Genomic DNA, 19,357 nt, shown 5'->3' with positions numbered 1-19,357 from the left:
TCACACCGGTTGGTTCGAAGAATTGGTTCCTATCGAAACCAGGTCAGTGTCCGGCGTACCTTCCTGCGAGGTGTCGCACACGCCTTGTTTCTTCGATCCTGCGGGGCCTCCTTCGGATTCATCCTTGTAGAGGGTGCGCGGTTCGGGGGGATTCGTAACGGCTTCGTCATGTCCCGGAGTGATACCCGCCGGGTCTACAGTCGGAAACGAAGATTGGGTTTGATGGGTCATGACTACTCCTTGCGATAAGAAAGAACAGGCAGGCGAAAGTGGTCCGCCTGCCGCTTACCGCCTCTTATTTGGCGACTTCCACCTTCGGAAGCGCCTTCAGCTGGTCCTTCGTATAGCCGGTCAGGGTCAGTTTGTCATCGCCTTGAGTGACTTTCTCAAACGGGATGGCTACATCGTGTGCGCCCATGCCAAGAAACCCGCCGGCACCGATCACGTAATAGACGGCCTTGCCGTCGTCCGCGAGGATGACATCAGTGATTTCTCCCACCTTCTCGTCGTTCTCGTTATGCACGTCCTTGCCCATGATCTTCTGTTTCACGCTCCAGCCAGAGATTGCCTGCGTCGTTTCCGCAGTATCAGGTGCGCCCGTCGCGCCCATCCCCGTTGCCGGAGCAGTACTGGATTCCGGTGCGGTTGGGGTGACGCCCGAGGGAGTGGAACTGGCGGGAGGCGTGCTCGGGGCCGGAGCAGCGGGGCCACCGGTGGTCGAGCTGCCGCTGTCGGCCGCGGGAGTCGTTTGCGCATGCACTGCGGGAAGCATAAGAAATGGCACCGAACATGCTGCAATGGCGAATAAGCGTTTCATAGTATTTCCTTTGAAGTTGTACAGGTATTCGCTCACAGCAAATAGCATGCCGCTGCCGCAATACTTATCCGGGCATGGCAGTTGCTGTGGAGAAGATGCCGTCAACTTCATCATCGAAGTCGGCGTGCCTACGAGAAACTTATTAAGGGAAAGCCCATGCTCTATACCATTGCAGTAATTTTGCTAGTCCTATGGCTGTTAGGCCTGGTCACGTCGTACACGATAGGCGGCTTCATTCACATTCTTATCGTGGTCGCCATTGTGATGGTGCTGGTACGCCTGATAAGCGGCAGAGCTCCCTAGCTGGGCAATATAAGGTAGTCACCGTTGCGGTGGGCGTCCGTTTTTCAGACGGGCGCCTATTTGGGCATTATGGGTTCATGCCTCGCAAGTTATTGTTTTATATGGCAGGTTTTGCTTAAACCCTAGCTTGTCCTCGGGTTTATCCACAGCGCGCGTGGATAAGTCGCCCCGGAAATCCGACGTTTGGCGTAAATTCACCCATGGTCAAATAGCTGCCGATTTACAAGGACTTATGTGGGTATTGCCCACGTTGTCCTCGCGCTTATCCACAATTACCGTGGATAAGTCATGTCGTCATATTTTCGTGGCAAGGGTCTTTAGTTCATTCTGGATCAGCTTTGCTATTTCTCGCTGTCGGGGTGCCGGCATACGTTCAGTAATGGCCGTGGCGCTGATGGCAAGATAAGGTTGGTGATTCGAATCGTATAGCGCGCACCCGACGCCCAAGGCGCCGCGCACGGCATAGTTGCCGACCACCGAGTAGCCCCGCGTCCGGGTATTTTGTACGAGCTGCCGCATTTCACGTCCGGTCATTCCGCCGTACTGCTCAAGACGGTCGCTATTGTGCGCAATAATCTTTTCTATCGTTTCATCGTCAAGTCCGGCCAATAATGCCATGCCTCCTGAACCTACGCCCAGCGGCTGGCGCTTTCCGGCAAAGGTCGCAAGAATCTGGACTGGATACGCGCCGATTTCACGCCATAGGCTGACCGATTCGTAGCCGTCGCGTACCACCAGGAAAACGGCGTCTCCGGTAATCGAAGCCAGATTTTTCAGTATGGGAAGGGCGAGCTCGATGCGGGGGTCTTGTCCGGGCTCGGTCATGGCAATGTTGTGATTAGCCACATAGCGTTTGCTACCGCCTACATTTTTTGCGAAACCGCCTTCCACGAGTGCGGCAAGCAATCGATAAATGGTGGGACGCTGCAAACCGGTCATGCGTGCCAGCCCGGTTACGCTCACGCCGCTATCCGGGCTTTGTTGCAATGCCCGCAGGACGTGCAGGCCCCGCCGCAAAGTGCGAGGTCCGGAATTTGGGCTATCGGTGTCGGGTAATGTGTCCACTGAATGTACGAGTAGGTTGGAGAAAAACCGAAATTGAGGGAAAATGCGCTCCCCATTATAGAACTGTCCGTAACATGGACACTAATACGCGAGGACACTGTGAATATTCAAAAAAAATTCAAGCTGGGCGCCAAAACTATTGCAGCCAGTATGTTGTTTGCCGGTACAGTCGGTTTTGCAGGCAGCGCATCGGCGGCCTATCCTGAAAACCCAATACGCATGATCGTCGGTTTTTCCGCAGGCGGCACCACCGACGTCGTTGCACGTATCCTGGGCAAGGAAATGAGCGATGCGCTTGGCCAGCCGGTCGTGGTCGAGAATCGCCCGGGTGCCGGTAGCAATATCGCCACTGAAATGGTCTCGCGTGCGAAGCCTGACGGTTATACCCTTTACATGGTGGCCGTAACGGCCGCAATCAACCAGACGCTATATAAAAACCTGCGTTTCAACCTCGTTGATGACTTTACGCCAGTGGCTTTGGGCGTACGGGTTCCCAATGTATTGGTCGTGAACCCCGAAGTCCCCGTCAAGTCGGTAAAAGAGCTGGTGGAATACGCCAAGGCCAACCCCGGCAAGCTGAACTTCGCGTCGTCGGGTAGCGGCACGTCCATTCACATGGCTGGCGAACTGTTCAAGCAATTGGCCGACATCGATGCCGCCCATATCCCTTATAAGGGCAGCTCTCCGGCACTTACCGACCTTATCGGCGGCCAAGTGCAATATATGTTCGACAACATGCCTTCGGCATGGCCGCATGTTGAATCCGGTAAGCTTCGCGCCCTGGCCGTGACAACTGAAGATCGTACCCAGACCGCTCCTGACTTGCCCACCATGCAGGAATCGGGCTTTCCTTCGTACGATGTGTCGTCATGGTTCGGCGTAATTGCCCCCAAGGGTACGCCTGACGATATCGTGAACAAGCTTAACGCCGCCGTGCAAACGGCCTTGGCCAAGCCCGATGTACAAGCTCGCCTGGCGGGCCTGGGCGCAGTCCCGGCCAAGACGACGCCTGCCGAGTTCGGCGCGTTCATCAAGTCTGAAGTAGACAGCTGGGCCAAGGTCGTCAAGGCCTCCGGCGCCACCGTCGACTAATACGATATATAGACGGGCGCAATGGCCGACCGATGGTCGGCCATTTTTCATGAGAAGTTCTTTATTACGCAGAAAGTGAGTGCAGAATGATTTCCAAAATTATTGACAGCTTGCGTGAGGCACTTTCCGACGTTCCCGATGGTGCTTCCATTATGGTGGGCGGCTTCGGCCTGGCCGGCCAGCCCAAGGAACTGATCGATGCACTGCTGGACCAAGGTGCAAAAGACCTCGTCATCATCAACAATAACGCGGGCAACGGCGATACCGGACTGGCAGCCTTGCTTGCCGCAGGGCGCGTACGAAAAGTCATCTGCTCCTTTCCCCGGCAAGCCGATTCGCATGTGTTCGATGCCCTGTATCGTGCCGGCAAAGTCGAGCTTGAACTCGTGCCGCAAGGAAACCTGGCCGAGCGTATACGCGCCGGCGGCGCCGGTATCGGCGGCTTTTATACGCCCACTGGCGCCGGCACGCTGCTGGCCGAGGGAAAAGAGCAACGCACCATCGATGGCCGGAATTACGTGCTCGAGTATCCCTTGCATGCCGACTATGCGTTGATCAAGGCCTTGCGCGGCGACAGGTGGGGAAATCTGGTGTATCGCAAGACAGCGCGCAACTTTGGTCCCATCATGGCGACCGCCTCGCGCATTGCCGTCGCCCAGGTCGATGAGATCGTCGAACTCGGCACGCTGGACCCCGAAGCGGTAGTGACGCCGGGTCTTTTCGTTCAACGTGTGGTAGCTGCAGGAGCCGCAAAATGAAGCCTTTCAATCGCGAACAAATGGCAGCCCGCGTGGCGCAAGACATTCCAGAGGGCAGTGTCGTAAACCTGGGCATCGGTCTGCCCACCAAGGTCGGCAATTATCTGCCGGCCGACCGCGAAATCATCTTGCACAGTGAAAATGGTGTTATCGGCATGGGTCCGGCTCCAGAGGCTGGCGAGGAAGATCCGGACATGATCAACGCGGGCAAGCAACCGGTCACCTTGCTGCCTGGCGGCGCTTTTTTCCATCATGCTGATTCGTTTGCCATGATGCGCGGCGGCCACCTGGATATCTGCGTGCTCGGCGCATTCCAGGTATCGCGTTCCGGCGACCTGGCCAATTGGCACACAGGCGGACCGGACGATATACCCGCAGTGGGCGGCGCCATGGACCTGGCAATTGGTGCGAAATCCGTCTACGTGTTGATGGAATTGCTGACGCGTCAGGGCGAGAGCAAGCTGGTAGAGCGTTGCACCTACCCGCTTACCGGCCTGGGCTGCGTGTCGCGCGTTTACACCGACCTGGCTGTATTCGAACTCAAGGATGGCCAGGTGCTGCTTATCGATGACCTGGCCGGCGCCGGTATTGCAGAGCTCTCGCGCTTGACCGGCTTGCCGTTGATCGCGGGCTGATTACTGCTTTCTTGCCGTTTTTATCATGGCGGTGCACAGGCCCCGGAGCATGTCGACCTCGTCCTGGCTTAACGCATTCCGGCCTAACATGTGGCGCATCCTGGGCATCAGTTTTTTGGGATGTTCAGGGTCGAGAAAGCCGACTGCCACCATGGCCTGCTCCCAGTGGGCCATGAGCGCCTGAATTTTCTCGCTCGTTGCCGGCTCACTGCCTGTTTCGGCCTGCCCGTCTGTGACGGGCAGTAGTGGCAGCGATGTGGCGACCGCCAGTGCATAGCGCAACTCCCAAGCTGCCAACTGCAGGGCCTGGGCCACATTCAGCGAGCTATAGTCCGGATTCGCCGGAATGTGACAGATACGCTGGCACAAGGCAATATCGTCGTTGGTCAGGCCCGACCTTTCGGTGCCCAGTACGATGGCCACTCTGTTGTTGCTTTGTTGGAGGTGGTTGCAACTTATATCGGCTGCCTCGCGGATATCGCAAGGCGGAGGGCCTATCATACGGGCTCGCGCGGTAAGGGCGAAAGCCATGGTTACAGGCGCCAGCGCCTCTTGCAGCGTTGGAACGATGGTGACGGCGGCAAGCACGTCGGTCGCCCCGCTGGCTAGGGATTGTGCTTCAGGCAGATCCAGTACATCGGGGAAGCGGGGGGCCACCAGGCATAAATCGTGGAACCCCATCGTCTTGATGGCGCGGGCGGCCGCGCCAACATTTCCGGGATGGCTGGGATGGACCATAATGAAGCGAACGCGGGCGAATGCGTTGGCCGTTTCGGAAGAAAACGTCTGAGTCATTTAAAATAGATGGTTTTTAATGTTTATTGCCTGATTTTTTGCCTATCCAGGCGGTTTGATTCGGCTGTGCCAGGCACTGACAGTCTTTTGTTTACTACGGAATTTTATGCACCCGATGCTCAATACCGCCATCAAGGCGGCTCGCCGTGCTGGCGCCATTATCAACCGCGCCAGCCTCGACCTGGAACGCCTGCAAGTGGCACGCAAAGGGCCCAAGGATTATGTCACGGAAGTCGATCATGCCGCCGAAGAAGCCATTATCGATATTTTACGCACTGCTTATCCCGATCACGGCTTCCTGGGTGAAGAAACCGGCACCCATCTTGCCAGCGGCCAGTCAGTCGACACCCAGGCGGAATTCCAGTGGATCATCGATCCGCTCGATGGAACGACCAACTTCATTCATGGCCTGCCCATCTATGCCGTATCGATTGCGCTGGCGCAACGGGGGCAAGTCACCCAGGCCGTCATTTATGACCCGTCCCGCAATGAGTTATTCACTGCCACACGGGGCGGCGGGGCTTTCATGAATGACAGGCGGGTTCGCGTATCCGGCCAGACACGTTATCACGATGCATTGCTGGGTGCCCATGTGCCCGGTTCGGCAGGCGTCATCGGCGCCAATACCCGCTATGCCAGCATGCTGTCGGAATGCGCGTCGGCGCGTCGGCTTGGTTCCACTGTACTCGATCTTGCCTACGTGGCCAACGGACGCCTGGATGGTTATTGCGGCGTGAACCTGAAGCCCTGGGATCTGGCGGCCGGCGGCTTGCTGATACTGGAAGCGGGGGGGTTGATCGCCGATTTCGACGGTGAACAAGACTGGATGAAAAGCGGCAGCGTGCTGGCCGCCACACCAAAGATCTTTACGCAGATGCTGGGCCACGTGCAGGCCTGATACACCATGACAAGGGCCGGTGCATTTTTGCCGGCCCTTGTTTTTTTACGTCCCTGCTTGTTTTACGGAGCGTGTTGATGGAATGGATGGTGGACCCATCGGCTTGGGTCGGCTTGCTTACCTTGGTCATTCTCGAGATTGTCCTGGGTATAGACAATCTGATTTTTATCGCCATTCTTGTCGAAAAGCTGCCGCCGGCACTGCGCGATCGGGCCCGCGTTCTGGGATTGTCGCTGGCCTTGATCATGCGACTGGTGTTGCTGTCGGTCATGTCATGGCTGATAAAACTTACCGATCCTCTTGTCGCGCTTGGACCCATGAGCTTCTCGGGGCGCGATCTCATCCTGATAGTCGGCGGATTTTTCCTGCTTTTCAAGGGAACGCTCGAACTGCACGAGCGGGTGGAAGGCAAGGCGGTACACGCCACGGGGGCGCGCATGCATGCAAGCTTCTGGGTCATTGTCACGCAAATCGTTATTCTTGACGCCGTTTTCTCCATCGATGCCGTCATTACCGCGGTGGGTATGGTCGATCATTTGTCCATAATGATGATTGCGGTGACCATCGCCATAGGCATAATGCTGGTCGCGTCCAAGCCCCTGACGCGTTTTGTCAATGCACATCCCACTGTTGTGATCCTGTGTCTTGGGTTCCTGATGATGATCGGCTTCTCGCTGCTTGCGGAAGGCTTTGGCTTCACGGTGCCCAAGGGTTACCTGTACGCTGCTATCACTTTTTCGGTCTCGATCGAAGTGCTCAACCAGGTCGCAAGACGCAATATGCGCCGCATCGAGACGATACGGCCTTTGCGTGAACGCACGGCCGAAGGGGTGATGCGGATGTTGGGCAAACGTCCCTTGATGGGGCCTGAGCCTCAGCAGCCTGATACCGAGGAAGCTGCCCCGGTCTTCGGTGACGAAGAGCGCTACATGGTCAGCGGCGTGCTCACCCTGGGCGATCGATCGATCAATTCCATCATGACGCCCCGCACGGACATCTCGTGGATCGACCTGGATGATGATCCAGCCGAGCAGCGCGAGCAGATCGCCAGGGCGCCGCACAGTTTTTTCCCCGTCTGCCGCGGGTCGCTGGACGAGGTCATAGGCATAGGCCGTGCCAAGGAAATGATCGCCGACCTGATGACCCATGGCCATTTGCGGCTTTCACGCCTGCGTGATCCCATCTTCGTGCATGAGTCGACAGGTGTCTTGCGGCTGATGGATACGCTCAAGCGTTCAAAAGGCCAGCTTGTGCTGATCACCGATGAGTTCGGCGCCGTTGAAGGCGTGGTCACGCCCATTGATGTGTTCGAAGCCATTGCGGGCGAATTTCCCGACGAGGACGAGAGCCCGGACATTGTCGTCGAGGGTGAGGATCGGTGGCGTGTCGATGGAGCGGCCGATTTGCATCATCTTGAACTGCTCCTGAACACCGACGACCTGGTGGACGAGGAAGAAGGCTATTCGACATTGGCGGGTTACCTGCTGGAGCGTTTCGGCCATTTGCCGGCAACGGGCGACAGCTGTGAACTGCGCCAGGATCACGCCACATTCACATTCACGATATTGCGCCTGGATGGCCGCCGCATAGCGACTGTCCAGATCGAGCGCACTTATCATCAGACTGACGATACAAGCGACATGAGCGAGCATGACTGACAGTACATTATTTCTGATAAAAGCACTTTTCCTTGGGCTGATGGAAGGTTTCACCGAATTCATCCCGGTTTCCAGCACGGCACACCTGCTGCTTATTGGCGAATGGATCAATTTCTCATCCGGTAGTGACAAGGTGTTCGAAGTCGTGATCCAGTTCGGCTCGATCCTGGCAGTCATATGGATATTCCGGGCCCGCGTCTGGCAGCTGATACGGGGTACCCTGAGCGGCGATCGCAGCGAGGTGCTGTTCATGCGCAACCTGCTGATTGCATTTCTGCCTGCCGCCGTCATCGGCGCCGTCATGATCAAGTACATCAAGGCCTTGTTCCATAATCCCGGAGTGTTCGTCGTCACCCTGATATTGGGTGGCCTGATCATGCTGTGGGTAGAGCGCAAGCCGCAATATTCCAAGCACGGCAAGGGCGGCGATATCCTGGCCAAAGACGATAGCGTTGCGTCGCAACACGCCACCGCGATCACCCTCGAGCAAATCACCTGGCGACAGGCCTTGATAGTGGGGTTCGCGCAGTGCCTGGCCATGGTGCCCGGCACGTCGCGGTCCGGAGCCACCATCATCAGCGGCATGATGGCCGGCATCCAGCGCAAAACGGCGACCGAGTTTTCATTTTTCCTTGCCATGCCGACCATGCTGGCGGCAACGGTCTACGACCTGTACCGCAACGCCGGGGCGTTGTCCAGCACCCAGACGGAAGCCATTGCGGTAGGGTTCGTGGCTGCCTTTATCAGCGCCCTGTTCATCGTGCGCGCGGTACTGCGTTTCGTGTCGAAAAGAACCTACCGGCCCTTCGCGTGGTATCGCATAGCCTTGGGTTTTGTGGTGCTTGCCTGGCTCTTGATGCGTTAAATCTGGAAACATCCCGCTATAATCGGCTGCTTGTTTCCGCTGACCCCTACAAGAGATAGCTTCCATGACTGCAGAATGTTGCCCGAACAGCCTTCGTGACATATCCCATTTCGAAGCGGCTGTACGCCAGTTTCGCAGCCAGTACTACGAGCGCGATCCCGAGATGATGCAGGCGCTATCCAAGGGGCAGGCTCCCGCCACACTCATCATTGCCTGCAGCGATTCGCGCGTGGATACCGGAGTACTGCTGGGCGCGAAGCCCGGCGAGCTCTTCACCGTACGCAATATCGCAAACCTTGTACCTCCGTACGAGCAGGGAGCCGGCTTGCATGGCACCGGCGCCGCCATTGAGTATGCGGTGCGCGACGTCGCCGTCGATCACATCATCGTGCTCGGGCATGCCAGTTGCGGCGGCATCAAGGCGGTGCTGGCCGCGGCCGGTGGCAAGCCGATAGAGCGCGAATTTGTCGCTGACTGGGTCTCGATGGCCATGGATGCGACCGAACTGTATCTGAATCCCGATGAATCGGGGGTGCGCCATAAGGTATCGGTAGACCTCCTGAAAGAGAATCCCGGCCTGGTCGAGCGCGCCTCCGTGACGGGCTCCCTGCACAACCTGCTGACGTATCCGTGGGTAAAGGAACGCTACGATGCCGGCAAGCTTTCGTTGCACGGTTGGTGGTTCGACATCGAGACGGGCGACCTATGGAAGTCCGATAAAAACGACTTTCGCCTTATGCCCGCCATCTGATCTTCCGGTCGCACCCCATGCGCAAACCGGAATCAATTGTCTACTGGATCAACGACAGGCTGCCAGTCCCGACCGCGATGGGGCTGGCCCTGCAGCAAATCGCCTTTCTCGGGGCGCTGCTGGTCGTGCCCAACTTGTTTGTCCACGAAAGCTCTGTCAATCTTGGCAGTAGCGTCTACCTGGACATCGCCAGCGCTTCGCTGATTGCCAGTGCGTTTTCCATACTGTTGCAGACGATGAACCGCTGGGGAATAGGCTCGGGCTATTACTACCCCTTGCAAGCCACGCCTACGGTGTTTGCCGTGATGTTCCTGGCGGGCAGCAGCCCGGGCGGCATGCCGTTGGCCTACGGCATGGTATTCGTGACGGGGCTAACCCAGCTTGTATTCAGCGCTTGCATCGTGCGCTTGCGCAGCGTATTTACCGTCGAGATTGCAGGTCTCGCGGTAATGCTGACCGGGGTTGCAACCGGGCAGGTCGGACTCAAAGTCCTGTTCGATGCCCAGGTCGGGCAAGGCGCGACGAATCTGGAACTCATGGTCGCCGCGTTCACATTCTTTGTCATGGTGTTCTGCAATATCTGGCTGAAATCGCGAGTACGTCTGTTCGCCACCTTGCTGGGCTTGCTGGCCGGCAGCATCATGGCTGCTTTGGTGGGCCTGATGCCTTCGGAAAGCGTGAGTTATATTGCGTCGACCCCTTGGCTGCGCTTGCCCAATCTGCCCGTATTCGGCTGGTCCTTCGATTGGAATCTGGTCTGGCCCTATATGCTTATGGGCCTGGCCTTGTCCTTGATGTCCATCGGCACGCAGACCGTAGCACAGCGCACTGCCGACGCCGACTGGCACAAGCCGGACCTGCGTGCCTATGGCCGCGGCCTGCGCGCCGAAGGCCTGACCCACGTACTGGCTTCGTTTATCAACGCAATGCCCCAGTCTTCCAGTGGAGGCGCGGTGGGCCTGGCCGCCACCTCGGGCAGCGCAAGCCGCTATCTTGGCTATTGGGTCGCCGGTTTCCTGATCGTCACCGCCTTGTGCTCGAAATTGATCGTGCTATGGCTTGCGGTCCCGGGTCCGGTGGTCGGTGCTTTATTGCTGTTCCTATCCGCTTTCCTGATCATGGCCGGACTGAAGCTGGTGGCCTCGCGCATGCTCGATGACCGGCGCTCGCTGGCATTGGGCGTGGGGCTGATTGTCGGGGTTTCCCACCAGTACATCGTGCGCGGCCTGGAGTATGCGCCATTGGCCGGATTCATGGATCTGGCCGGCGTCACCAACGGGACGCTGATAGCGCTGGTATTGACCATGCTGTTTCGCCTGGGGGCATCGCGGCGCACCAGGCAGCGTTTCTCGCTGGATGCAACCACCGCCGATGATCTCAATCAATTCATGGAGAACCAGGGGCGCTTGTGGGGTGCCCGGCGCGACGCCGTCCAGCGCGCCGAGCAGGCCGTGTGGCAGGCTTTCGACTTGCTCGCCCATTCCAACCGGATTTCCCCCGAGGAACCGTGGCTGGAAGTACGGACCCGTTTTGATGAGTATGGCTTGCGCGTGACCTTTACGTATTCGGGCGCGGCCTTGCCTGTCGCGCGCGATATAGCCCCCACGCCCGAAGCCTTGATCGATGATCCGCAAGCCACTGCCCACCTTACGGCCTATTTGCTCAGCCGCCTCGCCAAGCGTGTGCAGGTGCGCCAGCGTGATGCCATCGCACAACTGCAGCTGGATTTCGAGGCGTGACGCTTCAGGTCTGCTGATGCAGTACCGGGCCGTTGCGATCTATGGTTAGCCAGCCTGCACGCGCAGGCTGGCTATGATCGTAATCCCAATCGGGCAGCACGATGCGCTGGCGTGGTCGTCCGCCCACGATGTGTCGGTGCGTCGCAGGCCGATGGGTATGGCCATGCACCATCGTATCGACGTCATAGTCCAGGAAGGCCTGTTCGATGGCTTGCGGTTCCACATCCATGATGCGGGCTGATTTATAGCGGTTGGCGGTCATGCTGCGCTGCCTGGCCCAGTCGGCAATATCGCGCCGCAGCTTGAGGCCCAATGCAAGGAAGGTTTTCTGCACAACGGGGTTTCGCACAATGCGGCGAAAACGCTGATAGCCGGCGTCGGCAGTGCAATATTCATCCCCGTGCGAAAGCAGGACATTACCGTATTCGGTGACCAGATACACTTTATCGGGCAGTAATTGGGCACCGACTCGCCGCGCCAGGGCGTGGCCAATCAGGAAGTCACGGTTGCCGCGTCCTAGCCACAACGTCGTGGTCGAGGATACGTGTACCAGCTTGTCCAGTGTATGCACGAGCCATTCCGGAGGACTGGCCAGCGCGAAGTCGTCGCCTATCCATGCGTCGAAGATGTCGCCGCATAAAATCAAGGCATCCGCCTGGGCGCATGCCTTGTCCAGAAAAGCATGAAAGGCGCGCGCAGTATTGGGTGTATCCGGCCCCAGATGAATATCCGAGGCGATCCATACCGCGCCCGCCAGCGGAAGCTTACTCAACGACCGTTGCTTTCTCGATGATGACGTCCTCGACGGGAACATCTTGGTGGAAGCCCTTGTTTCCGGTTTTCAAACCCTTGAGCTTGTCGACCACTTCGGTGCCTTCTATGACTTTACCGAAGACGGTATAGCCCCAGCCGTTAGGCGTAGGCGCGGTGAAGTTCAGGAAGTCGTTGTCGGCCACGTTGATGAAGAACTGGGCAGTCGCCGAGTGCGGGTCGGACGTGCGGGCCATGGCCAGGGTGTAGCGGTCGTTCTTCAAGCCATTGTTGGCCTCGTTTTCGACGGGCGCATGCGTTTGCTTTTGCTTCATGTCGGCATCGAAACCACCGCCCTGGACCATGAAGTTGTTGATGATGCGATGGAAGATCGTGCCATCGTAAAAGCCTTCGTTGACGTAAATCAGGAAGCTTTCAACGGTTTTTGGCGCTTTTTCGGCGTTCAGTTCGATGAGCAGGTCGCCGTGGTTGGTTTGAAGCTTGACGTGTGGAGTTGCTGTTGTGCTCATGGGCTTACCTTGATTGGAAGTTGAAGAGGCTGCCTGCGCGACGCTACCCATGCACAGGGCGAGCGATGTTGCGCAAGCAAGGCTGACGGCACGCAGCGTCGGACGCGACATGCCGGTTAAAAACGAACGTGGAAGCATCATGTGCAAAGTAGTTTCCTAACGGTTGTTGTTCAGGAGTTCGGCCGTTGCCTGCGCTTTGCCGCCCGCGTCGCCGATGCCCAGTTGCGCGGCGCTTTGAAAAGACTGGCGGGCTAGCATAAGCTGTACGTCGCCCATATTGGCCCGGGCGGTCGCGTAATTGGGATTGGCCGACAGCGCCATGGCCAGCGCGTCCTGGGCCATTTCAAGTTTGCCCTGCTTTACATATTCGGATGCAAGGTTGTTCCATGGCTCGGGCAGCTCTGGATACAGCGTGGTCATCGTCAGGTAGAGCTCTATGGCTTCGGCTTGCCGGCCCAATGCGGCCAAGGCGCGTCCCCGCAAGAACATCAACTGTACATCGCTGCCCAGGTCGGCCTGCGCGTCAAGCTGGGCCGCGCGCTTATCGATGATCTGGAGCGCTTCGCGCGCTTCACCACGATCTATCATGGCCGAGATGCGCGAGGTGATCTGCGAAGGCGTCAATGGTATATCGGTGTCCACACTGGGCGTGATGGCTTCGAGCAGCCGGGCCAGCCCTTTCCAGCCGCCTTCAGGCGGGGGCTCGTCGTTGAAGAGCTTCTCATTGGCGCTCAGCGATTGCCGTGCCATTTCGACTCTGATACCGCCTGAAGATGATGCAAAAGAGGGTGCGTCTGGACCGGCGTCAAGCGTGGCGTTAAGATCGACATGTGGCTCGAGGCCGGGCACGGGCGTCTGGGCACCGGCAGTTTGTACCGACAGCCCGCCCGTAAACAGGGCGATCGCTAATACAGGACAATAAATTCGAAACACAGGTTGCGCACCTATACGTTAGGGTGGGTGGGTGGTATAGCATCAACGCTTGCTATACTTATCGACCGCCATTTTAGCCATGCTTTACGTTCAGCACCCAGTTTACTGCAAGGAGATTTGCATTGAACGGGCCTGCAATCGTATTTATTTATAGACAAAATCGTCCATGCTGCACATTTATAACACCCTTTCCCGGGGCAAAGAGCCACTGAAAACCGTAGAGCCCGGCGAGGTGCGCATGTATGTTTGCGGCATGACGGTTTACGATTTCTGCCATCTGGGGCATGCGCGCATGCTGGTCAGTTTCGATGTCGTGCAGCGTTGGTTGCGCGAGAGCGGCTATAAGGTCAGGTATGTGCGCAACATTACCGATATCGACGACAAGATCATTCGCCGCGCCGTGCAAAGCGGGCGTCGCATGAGCGAAGTCACGTCGTTCTATATTGATGCCATGCACGCCGATGAGCGCGCCCTGGGCGTTGCCGCGCCCGACTTCGAACCTCGCGCCACCGACCATGTCGGCGACATGCTCGGCATCATAAAGCAGCTCCAGGATAAAGGGCTGGCCTATCAGTCCGAAGATGGCGACGTCAATTACGCAGTGCGCCAGTTTCCCGGCTACGGCAAGCTTTCGGGCAAGTCGCTCGATGACCTGCGGGCCGGAGAGCGTGTCGCGGTGTCATCGGGCAAGCGCGATCCGCTGGACTTCGTGCTATGGAAATCCGCCAAGGCCGACGAACCGTCCGAATCCCAATGGGAATCGTCGTATGGCACGGGACGGCCGGGATGGCATATAGAATGCTCGGCCATGAGCAAGTCTTTGCTGGGCTTGCCGCTGGATATTCACGGTGGCGGTCCCGACCTGAAGTTTCCGCACCATGAAAACGAAATCGCCCAGACTGAGGGGGCTTTTGGGGGCACGCTGGCTTCTATCTGGATGCATTGCGGCCCACTGATGGTCGATGCCGACAAGATGTCCAAGTCGCTGGGGAACTTCCGCACGATACGCGCTACGATCGCCGCCGATGCCGCGCTGTCGGATGACCAGGCCGTCTACCAGCCCAATGTCCGCGAAGCCGAAATGCTGCGGTTTTTCATTGTCCGCAATCATTACCGCAGTCCGCAAAACTATGCGCCCGACAACCTGCTGGATGCGCAGAATGCGCTCGACAGGTTATATCAGACATTGCATAACGTTCCGCCTGCCCAGGTGGATATCGATTGGGCTCATCCCGGCGCACAGGCATTCCGCGCCGCCATGGACGACGACTTCAATACATCGGGCGCCGTTGCGGCTTTGTTCGAACTGTCTTCCGAGGCCAATCGCAGCGGCTCCGGCGAGGTGTCGGGACTGATGCGCAAGCTGGGTGGGTTGCTGGGCATTTTGCAGGCCGATACGGCTCTGTATCTGCAGTCCTCCAGTCGCTATCAGCGCGGCGGCAGCACACAAGACGTCTTGTCCAACGAGCAAATCGAAGCGCTGATCACAGCCAGGTCATCGGCAAAACAACAGCGTGATTTTGCCGAGGCAGACCGCCTGCGCACCGAACTCCAGCACGGCGGAATCGAGCTTGAAGACAAGGCCGGCGGCATCACCCAATGGCGTCGCGCCTAGGAAATGCCATGCCAGAAACCATGATAGTGATCAAAGACAAGCCCGAGTTCTGGGACGAGGCCTCCGCGCAGCTTATGGGGCGCGACCGGATCCTGAAGAAGCTGATTCCCCAGCACAAGTCCGAATGGCTGGCGCCTTCGGCCACACCTTTCATCACGCTGGCCCGGGCTATTATCGGGCATCAATTGTCCGTTGCCGCGGCCGATGCCATGTGGGTACGCTTCACCGACGCTTGCGGGCGCCAGCCTACGCCGCGCTCGGTGCTGAAGCTGGCCGAGACCGATAGCGCCCTGGCCGGCTTGTCAAAACGAAAGTCCGTATACATTCTCGACCTTGCCACCCATTTTGCCGAAAAGAAGGTAAAGCCCGCCGCATGGGGCACGATGGACGATGAAGCCGTTATTGCCGATCTGTGCGCCATCCGTGGGATAGGGCGGTGGACGGCCGAGATGTTCCTGATCTTCAACCTGCAGCGCCCGGACATTCTTCCTTTGGACGATTCCAGCCTGCTCAAGGCAATTTCGCTACACTACTTTAGTGGTGAGCCCGTTTCGCGTTTCGAGGCCCGGGAAGTTGCCCAGGCCTGGGCGCCGTGGCGCACGGTAGCTACCTGGTACTTATGGCGCAGCCTGGACCCGGCCGCCATACAGTACTGATAAAAAGCAAATGCCCTAATCTGGATACCAAGCTCTTATGCGTAATACCTTCCTGGAATTTGAACAGCCTCTGGCCGAGCTCGAAAACAAAATCGAGCAATTGCGTTTTGTTCAAACCGATTCCGCCGTCGATATATCGGAAGAAGTCGGCCGGTTGCAACAAAAGAACCAGACGCTCGCTAAAAGCATTTATTCCAAGCTGACGCCATGGCAGACGGCGCTGGTCGCCCGCCACCCGCAGCGGCCCTACACCATGGACTACGTGCGCGAGATCTTCACCGATTTTCACGAGATGCACGGCGACCGCATGTATGCCGATGACCAGGCCATTATTGGCGGGCTGGCCCGTTTCAACGGTACGCCCTGCATGGTCATCGGCCACCAGAAAGGACGCGATACCAAAGAGCGCGCCATGCGTAATTTCGGCATGCCGCGCCCCGAAGGCTACCGGAAAGCACTGCGCCTGATGCGGGTCGCCGAAAAATTCCGCCTGCCGGTCTTCACCTTCGTCGACACCCCGGGCGCCTACCCCGGTATCGGTGCCGAAGAGCGAGGCCAGTCTGAAGCCATCGGCCACAACCTGTACGCGATGGCCGAACTCAAAGTGCCCATCATCGCCACCATCATCGGTGAAGGCGGTTCAGGCGGTGCATTGGCCATCGCGGTCGGTAATGTCGTCATGATGCTGCAATACGCCACCTATGCCGTTATTTCGCCGGAAGGCTGCGCATCCATCCTGTGGCGCAGTGCCGACAAGGCCTCCACCGCCGCCGAAGCGCTGGCCATTACCGCGCCGCGGCTCAAGGATTTGGGCCTCATCGATCGCATCGTCAACGAGCCGGTTGGTGGCGCCCATCGCGATCCTGTCGTCATGGCCCGCCAGCTTAGTCGCGCCCTGTCGGACTCCTTGCGACAGTTGTCGGGTATGAACCCCGACCAGCTTATCGAACACCGCCTGCAACGCTTGATGTCTTATGGCCGCTTCCAGGAAAGCGCTTCCTGACGCCAGCCATGCCCAGCGATGAGTTCTGGAGTAATTTTGGTTCGGCCGGCCTGCTTCAGGCCATGGACGACGCATTGGCTGCCTTGCCGCAGCCGGCCAACCGCATTGCCGTGGCGCTTAGCGGTGGAGCCGACTCCGCGATGCTGGCCGTGCATGCGGCCATTCTCGCCCGCCGCAATAAGTTGACGCTGCATTTCTTCCACGTGCATCATGGATTGCAAGCGGCTGCCGCGCAGTGGCAGGGCCATGTCCATGACCTGGCGCACTGGCTGCGCGTGCCCTGCCACAGCCGCATGGTGCGCGTAGGCCTGTCTACCGGCGCCGGCATGGAATCCGCAGCGCGGGACGCCCGTTATGAAGCCCTGCGTTCCATGGCGGCCCAGACTGGCGTTGCGCACATACTGCTGGCGCATCATCGCAACGACCAGGCGGAAACCGTCATGCTGCGCCTGCTACGCGGTTCGGGCCCCACCGGCCTGGCGGCCATGGCGTCCACCATGAAACGCGAAGGCTTGACGTATCTGCGCCCCTGGCTGGATGTCGACAGGGCCGTCATACTTGAGCAAGCCGATCAGTTTTTCTCGTTCAGCGACTGGGCGCCGGTGGACGATCCCAGCAACGCCAACGACAAGTACACGCGCGCAGCCGTGCGCGAACGTCTGGTGCCGGTACTGAACGAACGCTGGCCGGGCTGGCAGGGCATCGTACTGCGCCACGCCCGCCAAAGCGCCGAAACGCAGCAAGTGCTGGACGAGGTTGCGGCCCAGGATTTCGCTGGACTGTCACCCGCAGACGATTCCAGAAGCTTCTCGCTGGCGGGATGGCGCCTGCTGTCCGCCGCGCGCCAGGCGCTGGTCTTGCGCTACTGGCTGGCGCTGCATGGTGTGCGCATGCCCACCGATGCGCGGTTGCAGGACATCATGCGCCAATTGCGCGGCCTGCATGCCATGGGTCACGACAGGCAGATGCGGGTAAAGCACGGCCCTGTATGGATACGTTGCGTCCAGGGTCGAGTACTGCTTGACGCCGCCGTGGCCGCGCCCGCTTGCCTTCCCGCCGAAAACAGCAATGATGAAAAACGTTAAACTAATCGACTTTGTCTATCTGACAGTGTCTCTTTAATGCAGAGTAGAAGATGTCCCTGATTGTTCAAAAATACGGCGGTACGTCCATGGGCTCGGTCGAGCGCATCCAGAACGTGGCGCGACGCGTCGCCAAATGGCATGCAGCCGGCCACCAGGTTGTCGTGGTTCCCTCCGCCATGTCGGGTGAAACGAATCGCCTGCTTGGCCTGGCCAAGGAAATTTCACCGCAACCCGATTCCCGCGAGCTTGACATGCTGGCCTCCACGGGAGAGCAGGCAAGCAGCTCGCTATTGGCCATGGCGCTGATGTCGCAGGGCGTTCCAGCGCGCAGCTACGCTGGCTGGCAAGTGCCCGTGCGTACCGATTCCTCGTTCACCAAGGCCCGTATCAAGTCCATCGACGATGCCCGGATACGTGGCGATCTCGACTCGGGCCGCGTGGTTATCGTGACCGGGTTCCAGGGCATCGACGACGACGGCAATATTACGACGCTTGGACGCGGCGGTTCCGATACATCGGCGGTTGCCGTGGCGGCCGCCATGGGCGCCGCTGAATGCCTTATCTTTACCGATGTCGACGGCGTTTATACGACCGATCCGCGCGTGGTGCCCGAGGCGCGACGCATGGCAGTCATCTCGTTCGAAGAGATGATGGAAATGGCGTCTCTTGGGTCCAAGGTTCTCCAGATCCGTTCCGTCGAGTTCGCCGGCAAGTATCGCGTGCCCGTGCGCGTCCTGTCGTCGCTCACCGACCCCCTGATTCCGCTCGAAGAAGAAATGACTTCGGGCACCCTTATCACTTTCGAGGAAGATCAAAAAATGGAAGCCGCCGTTGTATCGGGCATCGCCTTCAGCCGTGACGAGGCGAAAGTTACCCTCCTAGCCGTACCGGACACCCCGGGTGTGGCCTATTCGATTCTTGGTCCGGTTGCCGCCGCCAACATCGACGTCGACATGATCCTGCAAAACCAGTCCGTGCAGGGCACCACGGATTTCTCCTTCACCGTGAATCGCAACGACTTCGCGCGCACGCTGGACCTCCTGAATAACCAGATTGGACCGGCAGTCGGCGCAGGACAGATCGTTTCCGACGATAAGGTCTGCAAGGTCTCCATCGTGGGTATCGGCATGCGCAGCCACGTAGGCGTCGCAAGCCTGATGTTCCGCACTTTGTCGGAAGAGGGCATCAATATTCAGATGATCAGCACCAGCGAGATCAAGACCTCAGTGATTATCAACGACAAGTACATGGAATTGGCCGTACGTGCGTTGCACAAGGCGTTCGGTCTGGATACGGAAAGCGGCCAGGCTGCAAACCCCTGAGTCCGTGTCTGTTGTATCGTTGAATTTTAGAGTTTCAAACCGCCATTCTTTACCGAAATTTCTTGTGATTTCGCCTCGCGAGCGGGG

At 58.5% G+C, this 19,357-nt stretch carries 21 protein-coding genes; 14 read left to right on the top strand and 7 right to left on the bottom strand.

Annotated features, from left to right (window positions below):
* Both CR159_RS03545 and CR159_RS03540 read right to left on the bottom strand, forming a co-directional pair.
* Nucleotides 1–231 (bottom strand): hypothetical protein, encoded by a 231-nt coding sequence (locus tag CR159_RS03545; RefSeq protein WP_102072629.1) that lies wholly within the window; start codon nucleotides 229–231, stop codon nucleotides 1–3.
* A gap of 64 nt (nucleotides 232–295) precedes the next feature.
* Nucleotides 296–817, bottom strand: coding sequence for a PRC-barrel domain-containing protein (locus tag CR159_RS03540; RefSeq protein WP_158238497.1), 522 nt, complete (start codon nucleotides 815–817; stop codon nucleotides 296–298).
* A gap of 156 nt (nucleotides 818–973) precedes the next feature.
* Between CR159_RS03540 and CR159_RS21385 the strand changes: the two genes are divergently transcribed.
* Complete coding sequence (locus tag CR159_RS21385; protein ID WP_143705172.1) at nucleotides 974–1,120, top strand: lmo0937 family membrane protein; 147 nt, start codon at nucleotides 974–976, stop codon at nucleotides 1,118–1,120.
* Nucleotides 1,121–1,414: 294 nt separating this feature from the next.
* On the opposite strand, the gene CR159_RS03535 is transcribed toward CR159_RS21385, so the two are convergent.
* Nucleotides 1,415–2,185: an IclR family transcriptional regulator gene (locus CR159_RS03535; protein ID WP_233208157.1), complete on the bottom strand. Its 771-nt coding sequence runs from the start codon at nucleotides 2,183–2,185 to the stop codon at nucleotides 1,415–1,417.
* A 150-nt stretch (nucleotides 2,186–2,335) separates the two neighbouring features.
* On the opposite strand from CR159_RS03535, the gene CR159_RS03530 reads away from it, so the two are divergent.
* The 3 genes from CR159_RS03530 to CR159_RS03520 all read left to right on the top strand — a co-directional run bounded on the left by CR159_RS03530 (nucleotide 2,336) and on the right by CR159_RS03520 (nucleotide 4,670).
* On the top strand, nucleotides 2,336–3,277 hold the full coding sequence (locus CR159_RS03530) for a Bug family tripartite tricarboxylate transporter substrate binding protein (RefSeq protein WP_102072775.1): 942 nt from the start codon (nucleotides 2,336–2,338) through the stop codon (nucleotides 3,275–3,277).
* A gap of 86 nt (nucleotides 3,278–3,363) precedes the next feature.
* Complete coding sequence (locus CR159_RS03525) at nucleotides 3,364–4,035, top strand: 3-oxoacid CoA-transferase subunit A (protein ID WP_102072627.1); 672 nt, start codon at nucleotides 3,364–3,366, stop codon at nucleotides 4,033–4,035.
* Entirely contained in the window at nucleotides 4,032–4,670 is a 639-nt protein-coding gene (locus tag CR159_RS03520) for a 3-oxoacid CoA-transferase subunit B (RefSeq protein WP_102072626.1), read from the top strand. Before CR159_RS03525 ends, CR159_RS03520 begins: the two co-directional genes overlap by 4 nt.
* Here CR159_RS03520 and CR159_RS03515 read toward each other — a convergent pair whose 3' ends face one another.
* Complete coding sequence (locus CR159_RS03515) at nucleotides 4,671–5,465, bottom strand: RNA methyltransferase (protein WP_102072625.1); 795 nt, start codon at nucleotides 5,463–5,465, stop codon at nucleotides 4,671–4,673.
* Between the two features lie 106 nt (nucleotides 5,466–5,571).
* Between CR159_RS03515 and CR159_RS03510 the strand changes: the two genes are divergently transcribed.
* The 5 genes from CR159_RS03510 to CR159_RS03490 all read left to right on the top strand — a co-directional run bounded on the left by CR159_RS03510 (nucleotide 5,572) and on the right by CR159_RS03490 (nucleotide 11,376).
* The gene (locus CR159_RS03510; RefSeq protein WP_102072624.1) at nucleotides 5,572–6,363 is read left to right on the top strand and encodes an inositol monophosphatase family protein; all 792 of its coding nucleotides are present in this window, start codon (nucleotides 5,572–5,574) and stop codon (nucleotides 6,361–6,363) included.
* A 77-nt stretch (nucleotides 6,364–6,440) separates the two neighbouring features.
* Nucleotides 6,441–8,021 carry a TerC family protein gene (locus CR159_RS03505; protein WP_102072623.1) on the top strand — a complete coding sequence of 527 codons (1,581 nt, stop codon included), beginning with the start codon at nucleotides 6,441–6,443 and terminating at the stop codon, nucleotides 8,019–8,021.
* The gene (locus CR159_RS03500) at nucleotides 8,014–8,886 is read left to right on the top strand and encodes an undecaprenyl-diphosphate phosphatase (protein WP_102072622.1); all 873 of its coding nucleotides are present in this window, start codon (nucleotides 8,014–8,016) and stop codon (nucleotides 8,884–8,886) included. The genes CR159_RS03505 and CR159_RS03500 overlap by 8 nt, the downstream gene beginning before the upstream one ends.
* Nucleotides 8,887–8,950: 64 nt before the next feature.
* On the top strand, nucleotides 8,951–9,637 hold the full coding sequence (locus tag CR159_RS03495) for a carbonic anhydrase (RefSeq protein ID WP_102072621.1): 687 nt from the start codon (nucleotides 8,951–8,953) through the stop codon (nucleotides 9,635–9,637).
* 17 nt (nucleotides 9,638–9,654) lie between these two features.
* Entirely contained in the window at nucleotides 9,655–11,376 is a 1,722-nt protein-coding gene (locus tag CR159_RS03490; protein ID WP_102072620.1) for a solute carrier family 23 protein, read from the top strand.
* A 4-nt stretch (nucleotides 11,377–11,380) separates the two neighbouring features.
* On the opposite strand, the gene CR159_RS03485 is transcribed toward CR159_RS03490, so the two are convergent.
* The 3 genes from CR159_RS03485 to CR159_RS03475 form a co-directional block, all read right to left on the bottom strand.
* Nucleotides 11,381–12,148 (bottom strand): UDP-2,3-diacylglucosamine diphosphatase, encoded by a 768-nt coding sequence (locus tag CR159_RS03485; protein WP_102072619.1) that lies wholly within the window; start codon nucleotides 12,146–12,148, stop codon nucleotides 11,381–11,383.
* Nucleotides 12,141–12,656 carry a peptidylprolyl isomerase gene (locus CR159_RS03480; RefSeq protein WP_102072774.1) on the bottom strand — a complete coding sequence of 172 codons (516 nt, stop codon included), beginning with the start codon at nucleotides 12,654–12,656 and terminating at the stop codon, nucleotides 12,141–12,143. The genes CR159_RS03485 and CR159_RS03480 overlap by 8 nt, the downstream gene beginning before the upstream one ends.
* A gap of 156 nt (nucleotides 12,657–12,812) precedes the next feature.
* On the bottom strand, nucleotides 12,813–13,589 hold the full coding sequence (locus CR159_RS03475) for a tetratricopeptide repeat protein (protein ID WP_102072618.1): 777 nt from the start codon (nucleotides 13,587–13,589) through the stop codon (nucleotides 12,813–12,815).
* Between the two features lie 166 nt (nucleotides 13,590–13,755).
* Between CR159_RS03475 and cysS the strand changes: the two genes are divergently transcribed.
* Genes cysS through CR159_RS03450 form a run of 5 tightly spaced genes read left to right on the top strand, consistent with a single transcriptional unit; the run spans nucleotide 13,756 to nucleotide 19,270 of the window.
* Nucleotides 13,756–15,204 carry a cysteine--tRNA ligase gene (gene cysS / locus CR159_RS03470; protein WP_102072617.1) on the top strand — a complete coding sequence of 483 codons (1,449 nt, stop codon included), beginning with the start codon at nucleotides 13,756–13,758 and terminating at the stop codon, nucleotides 15,202–15,204.
* An 8-nt stretch (nucleotides 15,205–15,212) separates the two neighbouring features.
* A complete protein-coding gene (locus CR159_RS03465; RefSeq protein ID WP_102072773.1) occupies nucleotides 15,213–15,860 on the top strand; it encodes a DNA-3-methyladenine glycosylase family protein in 648 nt (215 codons plus the stop codon).
* Between the two features lie 37 nt (nucleotides 15,861–15,897).
* A complete protein-coding gene (locus CR159_RS03460) occupies nucleotides 15,898–16,863 on the top strand; it encodes an acetyl-CoA carboxylase carboxyltransferase subunit alpha (RefSeq protein WP_102072616.1) in 966 nt (321 codons plus the stop codon).
* 8 nt (nucleotides 16,864–16,871) lie between these two features.
* Nucleotides 16,872–17,948 (top strand): tRNA lysidine(34) synthetase TilS, encoded by a 1,077-nt coding sequence (gene tilS, locus CR159_RS03455; protein WP_102072615.1) that lies wholly within the window; start codon nucleotides 16,872–16,874, stop codon nucleotides 17,946–17,948.
* A 50-nt stretch (nucleotides 17,949–17,998) separates the two neighbouring features.
* Entirely contained in the window at nucleotides 17,999–19,270 is a 1,272-nt protein-coding gene (locus tag CR159_RS03450; protein WP_102072614.1) for an aspartate kinase, read from the top strand.
* Nucleotides 19,271–19,357: the final 87 nt, after the last annotated feature.

The organism is Pollutimonas subterranea, assembly GCF_002849655.1.
GTDB classification, from domain to species: Bacteria; Pseudomonadota; Gammaproteobacteria; order Burkholderiales; family Burkholderiaceae_B; genus Pollutimonas; species Pollutimonas subterranea.
This window is presented reverse-complemented; position numbering and strand designations above follow the sequence as displayed.

What these genes read in the sequence shown, in the direction of transcription:
- CR159_RS03490 (WP_102072620.1), top strand. Translation starts at nt 9,655, where the DNA reads ATGCGCAAACCGGAATCAATTGTCTACTGGATCAACGACAGGCTGCCA.
- cysS (WP_102072617.1), top strand. Translation starts at nt 13,756, where the DNA reads ATGCTGCACATTTATAACACCCTTTCCCGGGGCAAAGAGCCACTGAAA.
- CR159_RS03520 (WP_102072626.1), top strand. Translation starts at nt 4,032, where the DNA reads ATGAAGCCTTTCAATCGCGAACAAATGGCAGCCCGCGTGGCGCAAGAC.
- tilS (WP_102072615.1), top strand. Translation starts at nt 16,872, where the DNA reads ATGCCCAGCGATGAGTTCTGGAGTAATTTTGGTTCGGCCGGCCTGCTT.
- CR159_RS03500 (WP_102072622.1), top strand. Translation starts at nt 8,014, where the DNA reads ATGACTGACAGTACATTATTTCTGATAAAAGCACTTTTCCTTGGGCTG.
- CR159_RS03540 (WP_158238497.1), bottom strand. Translation starts at nt 817, where the DNA reads ATGAAACGCTTATTCGCCATTGCAGCATGTTCGGTGCCATTTCTTATG.
- CR159_RS03460 (WP_102072616.1), top strand. Translation starts at nt 15,898, where the DNA reads ATGCGTAATACCTTCCTGGAATTTGAACAGCCTCTGGCCGAGCTCGAA.
- CR159_RS03545 (WP_102072629.1), bottom strand. Translation starts at nt 231, where the DNA reads ATGACCCATCAAACCCAATCTTCGTTTCCGACTGTAGACCCGGCGGGT.
- CR159_RS03525 (WP_102072627.1), top strand. Translation starts at nt 3,364, where the DNA reads ATGATTTCCAAAATTATTGACAGCTTGCGTGAGGCACTTTCCGACGTT.
- CR159_RS03495 (WP_102072621.1), top strand. Translation starts at nt 8,951, where the DNA reads ATGACTGCAGAATGTTGCCCGAACAGCCTTCGTGACATATCCCATTTC.
- CR159_RS03465 (WP_102072773.1), top strand. Translation starts at nt 15,213, where the DNA reads ATGCCAGAAACCATGATAGTGATCAAAGACAAGCCCGAGTTCTGGGAC.
- CR159_RS03530 (WP_102072775.1), top strand. Translation starts at nt 2,336, where the DNA reads ATGTTGTTTGCCGGTACAGTCGGTTTTGCAGGCAGCGCATCGGCGGCC.
- CR159_RS03510 (WP_102072624.1), top strand. Translation starts at nt 5,572, where the DNA reads ATGCACCCGATGCTCAATACCGCCATCAAGGCGGCTCGCCGTGCTGGC.
- CR159_RS03515 (WP_102072625.1), bottom strand. Translation starts at nt 5,465, where the DNA reads ATGACTCAGACGTTTTCTTCCGAAACGGCCAACGCATTCGCCCGCGTT.
- CR159_RS21385 (WP_143705172.1), top strand. Translation starts at nt 974, where the DNA reads ATGCTCTATACCATTGCAGTAATTTTGCTAGTCCTATGGCTGTTAGGC.
- CR159_RS03450 (WP_102072614.1), top strand. Translation starts at nt 17,999, where the DNA reads ATGTCCCTGATTGTTCAAAAATACGGCGGTACGTCCATGGGCTCGGTC.
- CR159_RS03505 (WP_102072623.1), top strand. Translation starts at nt 6,441, where the DNA reads ATGGAATGGATGGTGGACCCATCGGCTTGGGTCGGCTTGCTTACCTTG.
- CR159_RS03480 (WP_102072774.1), bottom strand. Translation starts at nt 12,656, where the DNA reads ATGAGCACAACAGCAACTCCACACGTCAAGCTTCAAACCAACCACGGC.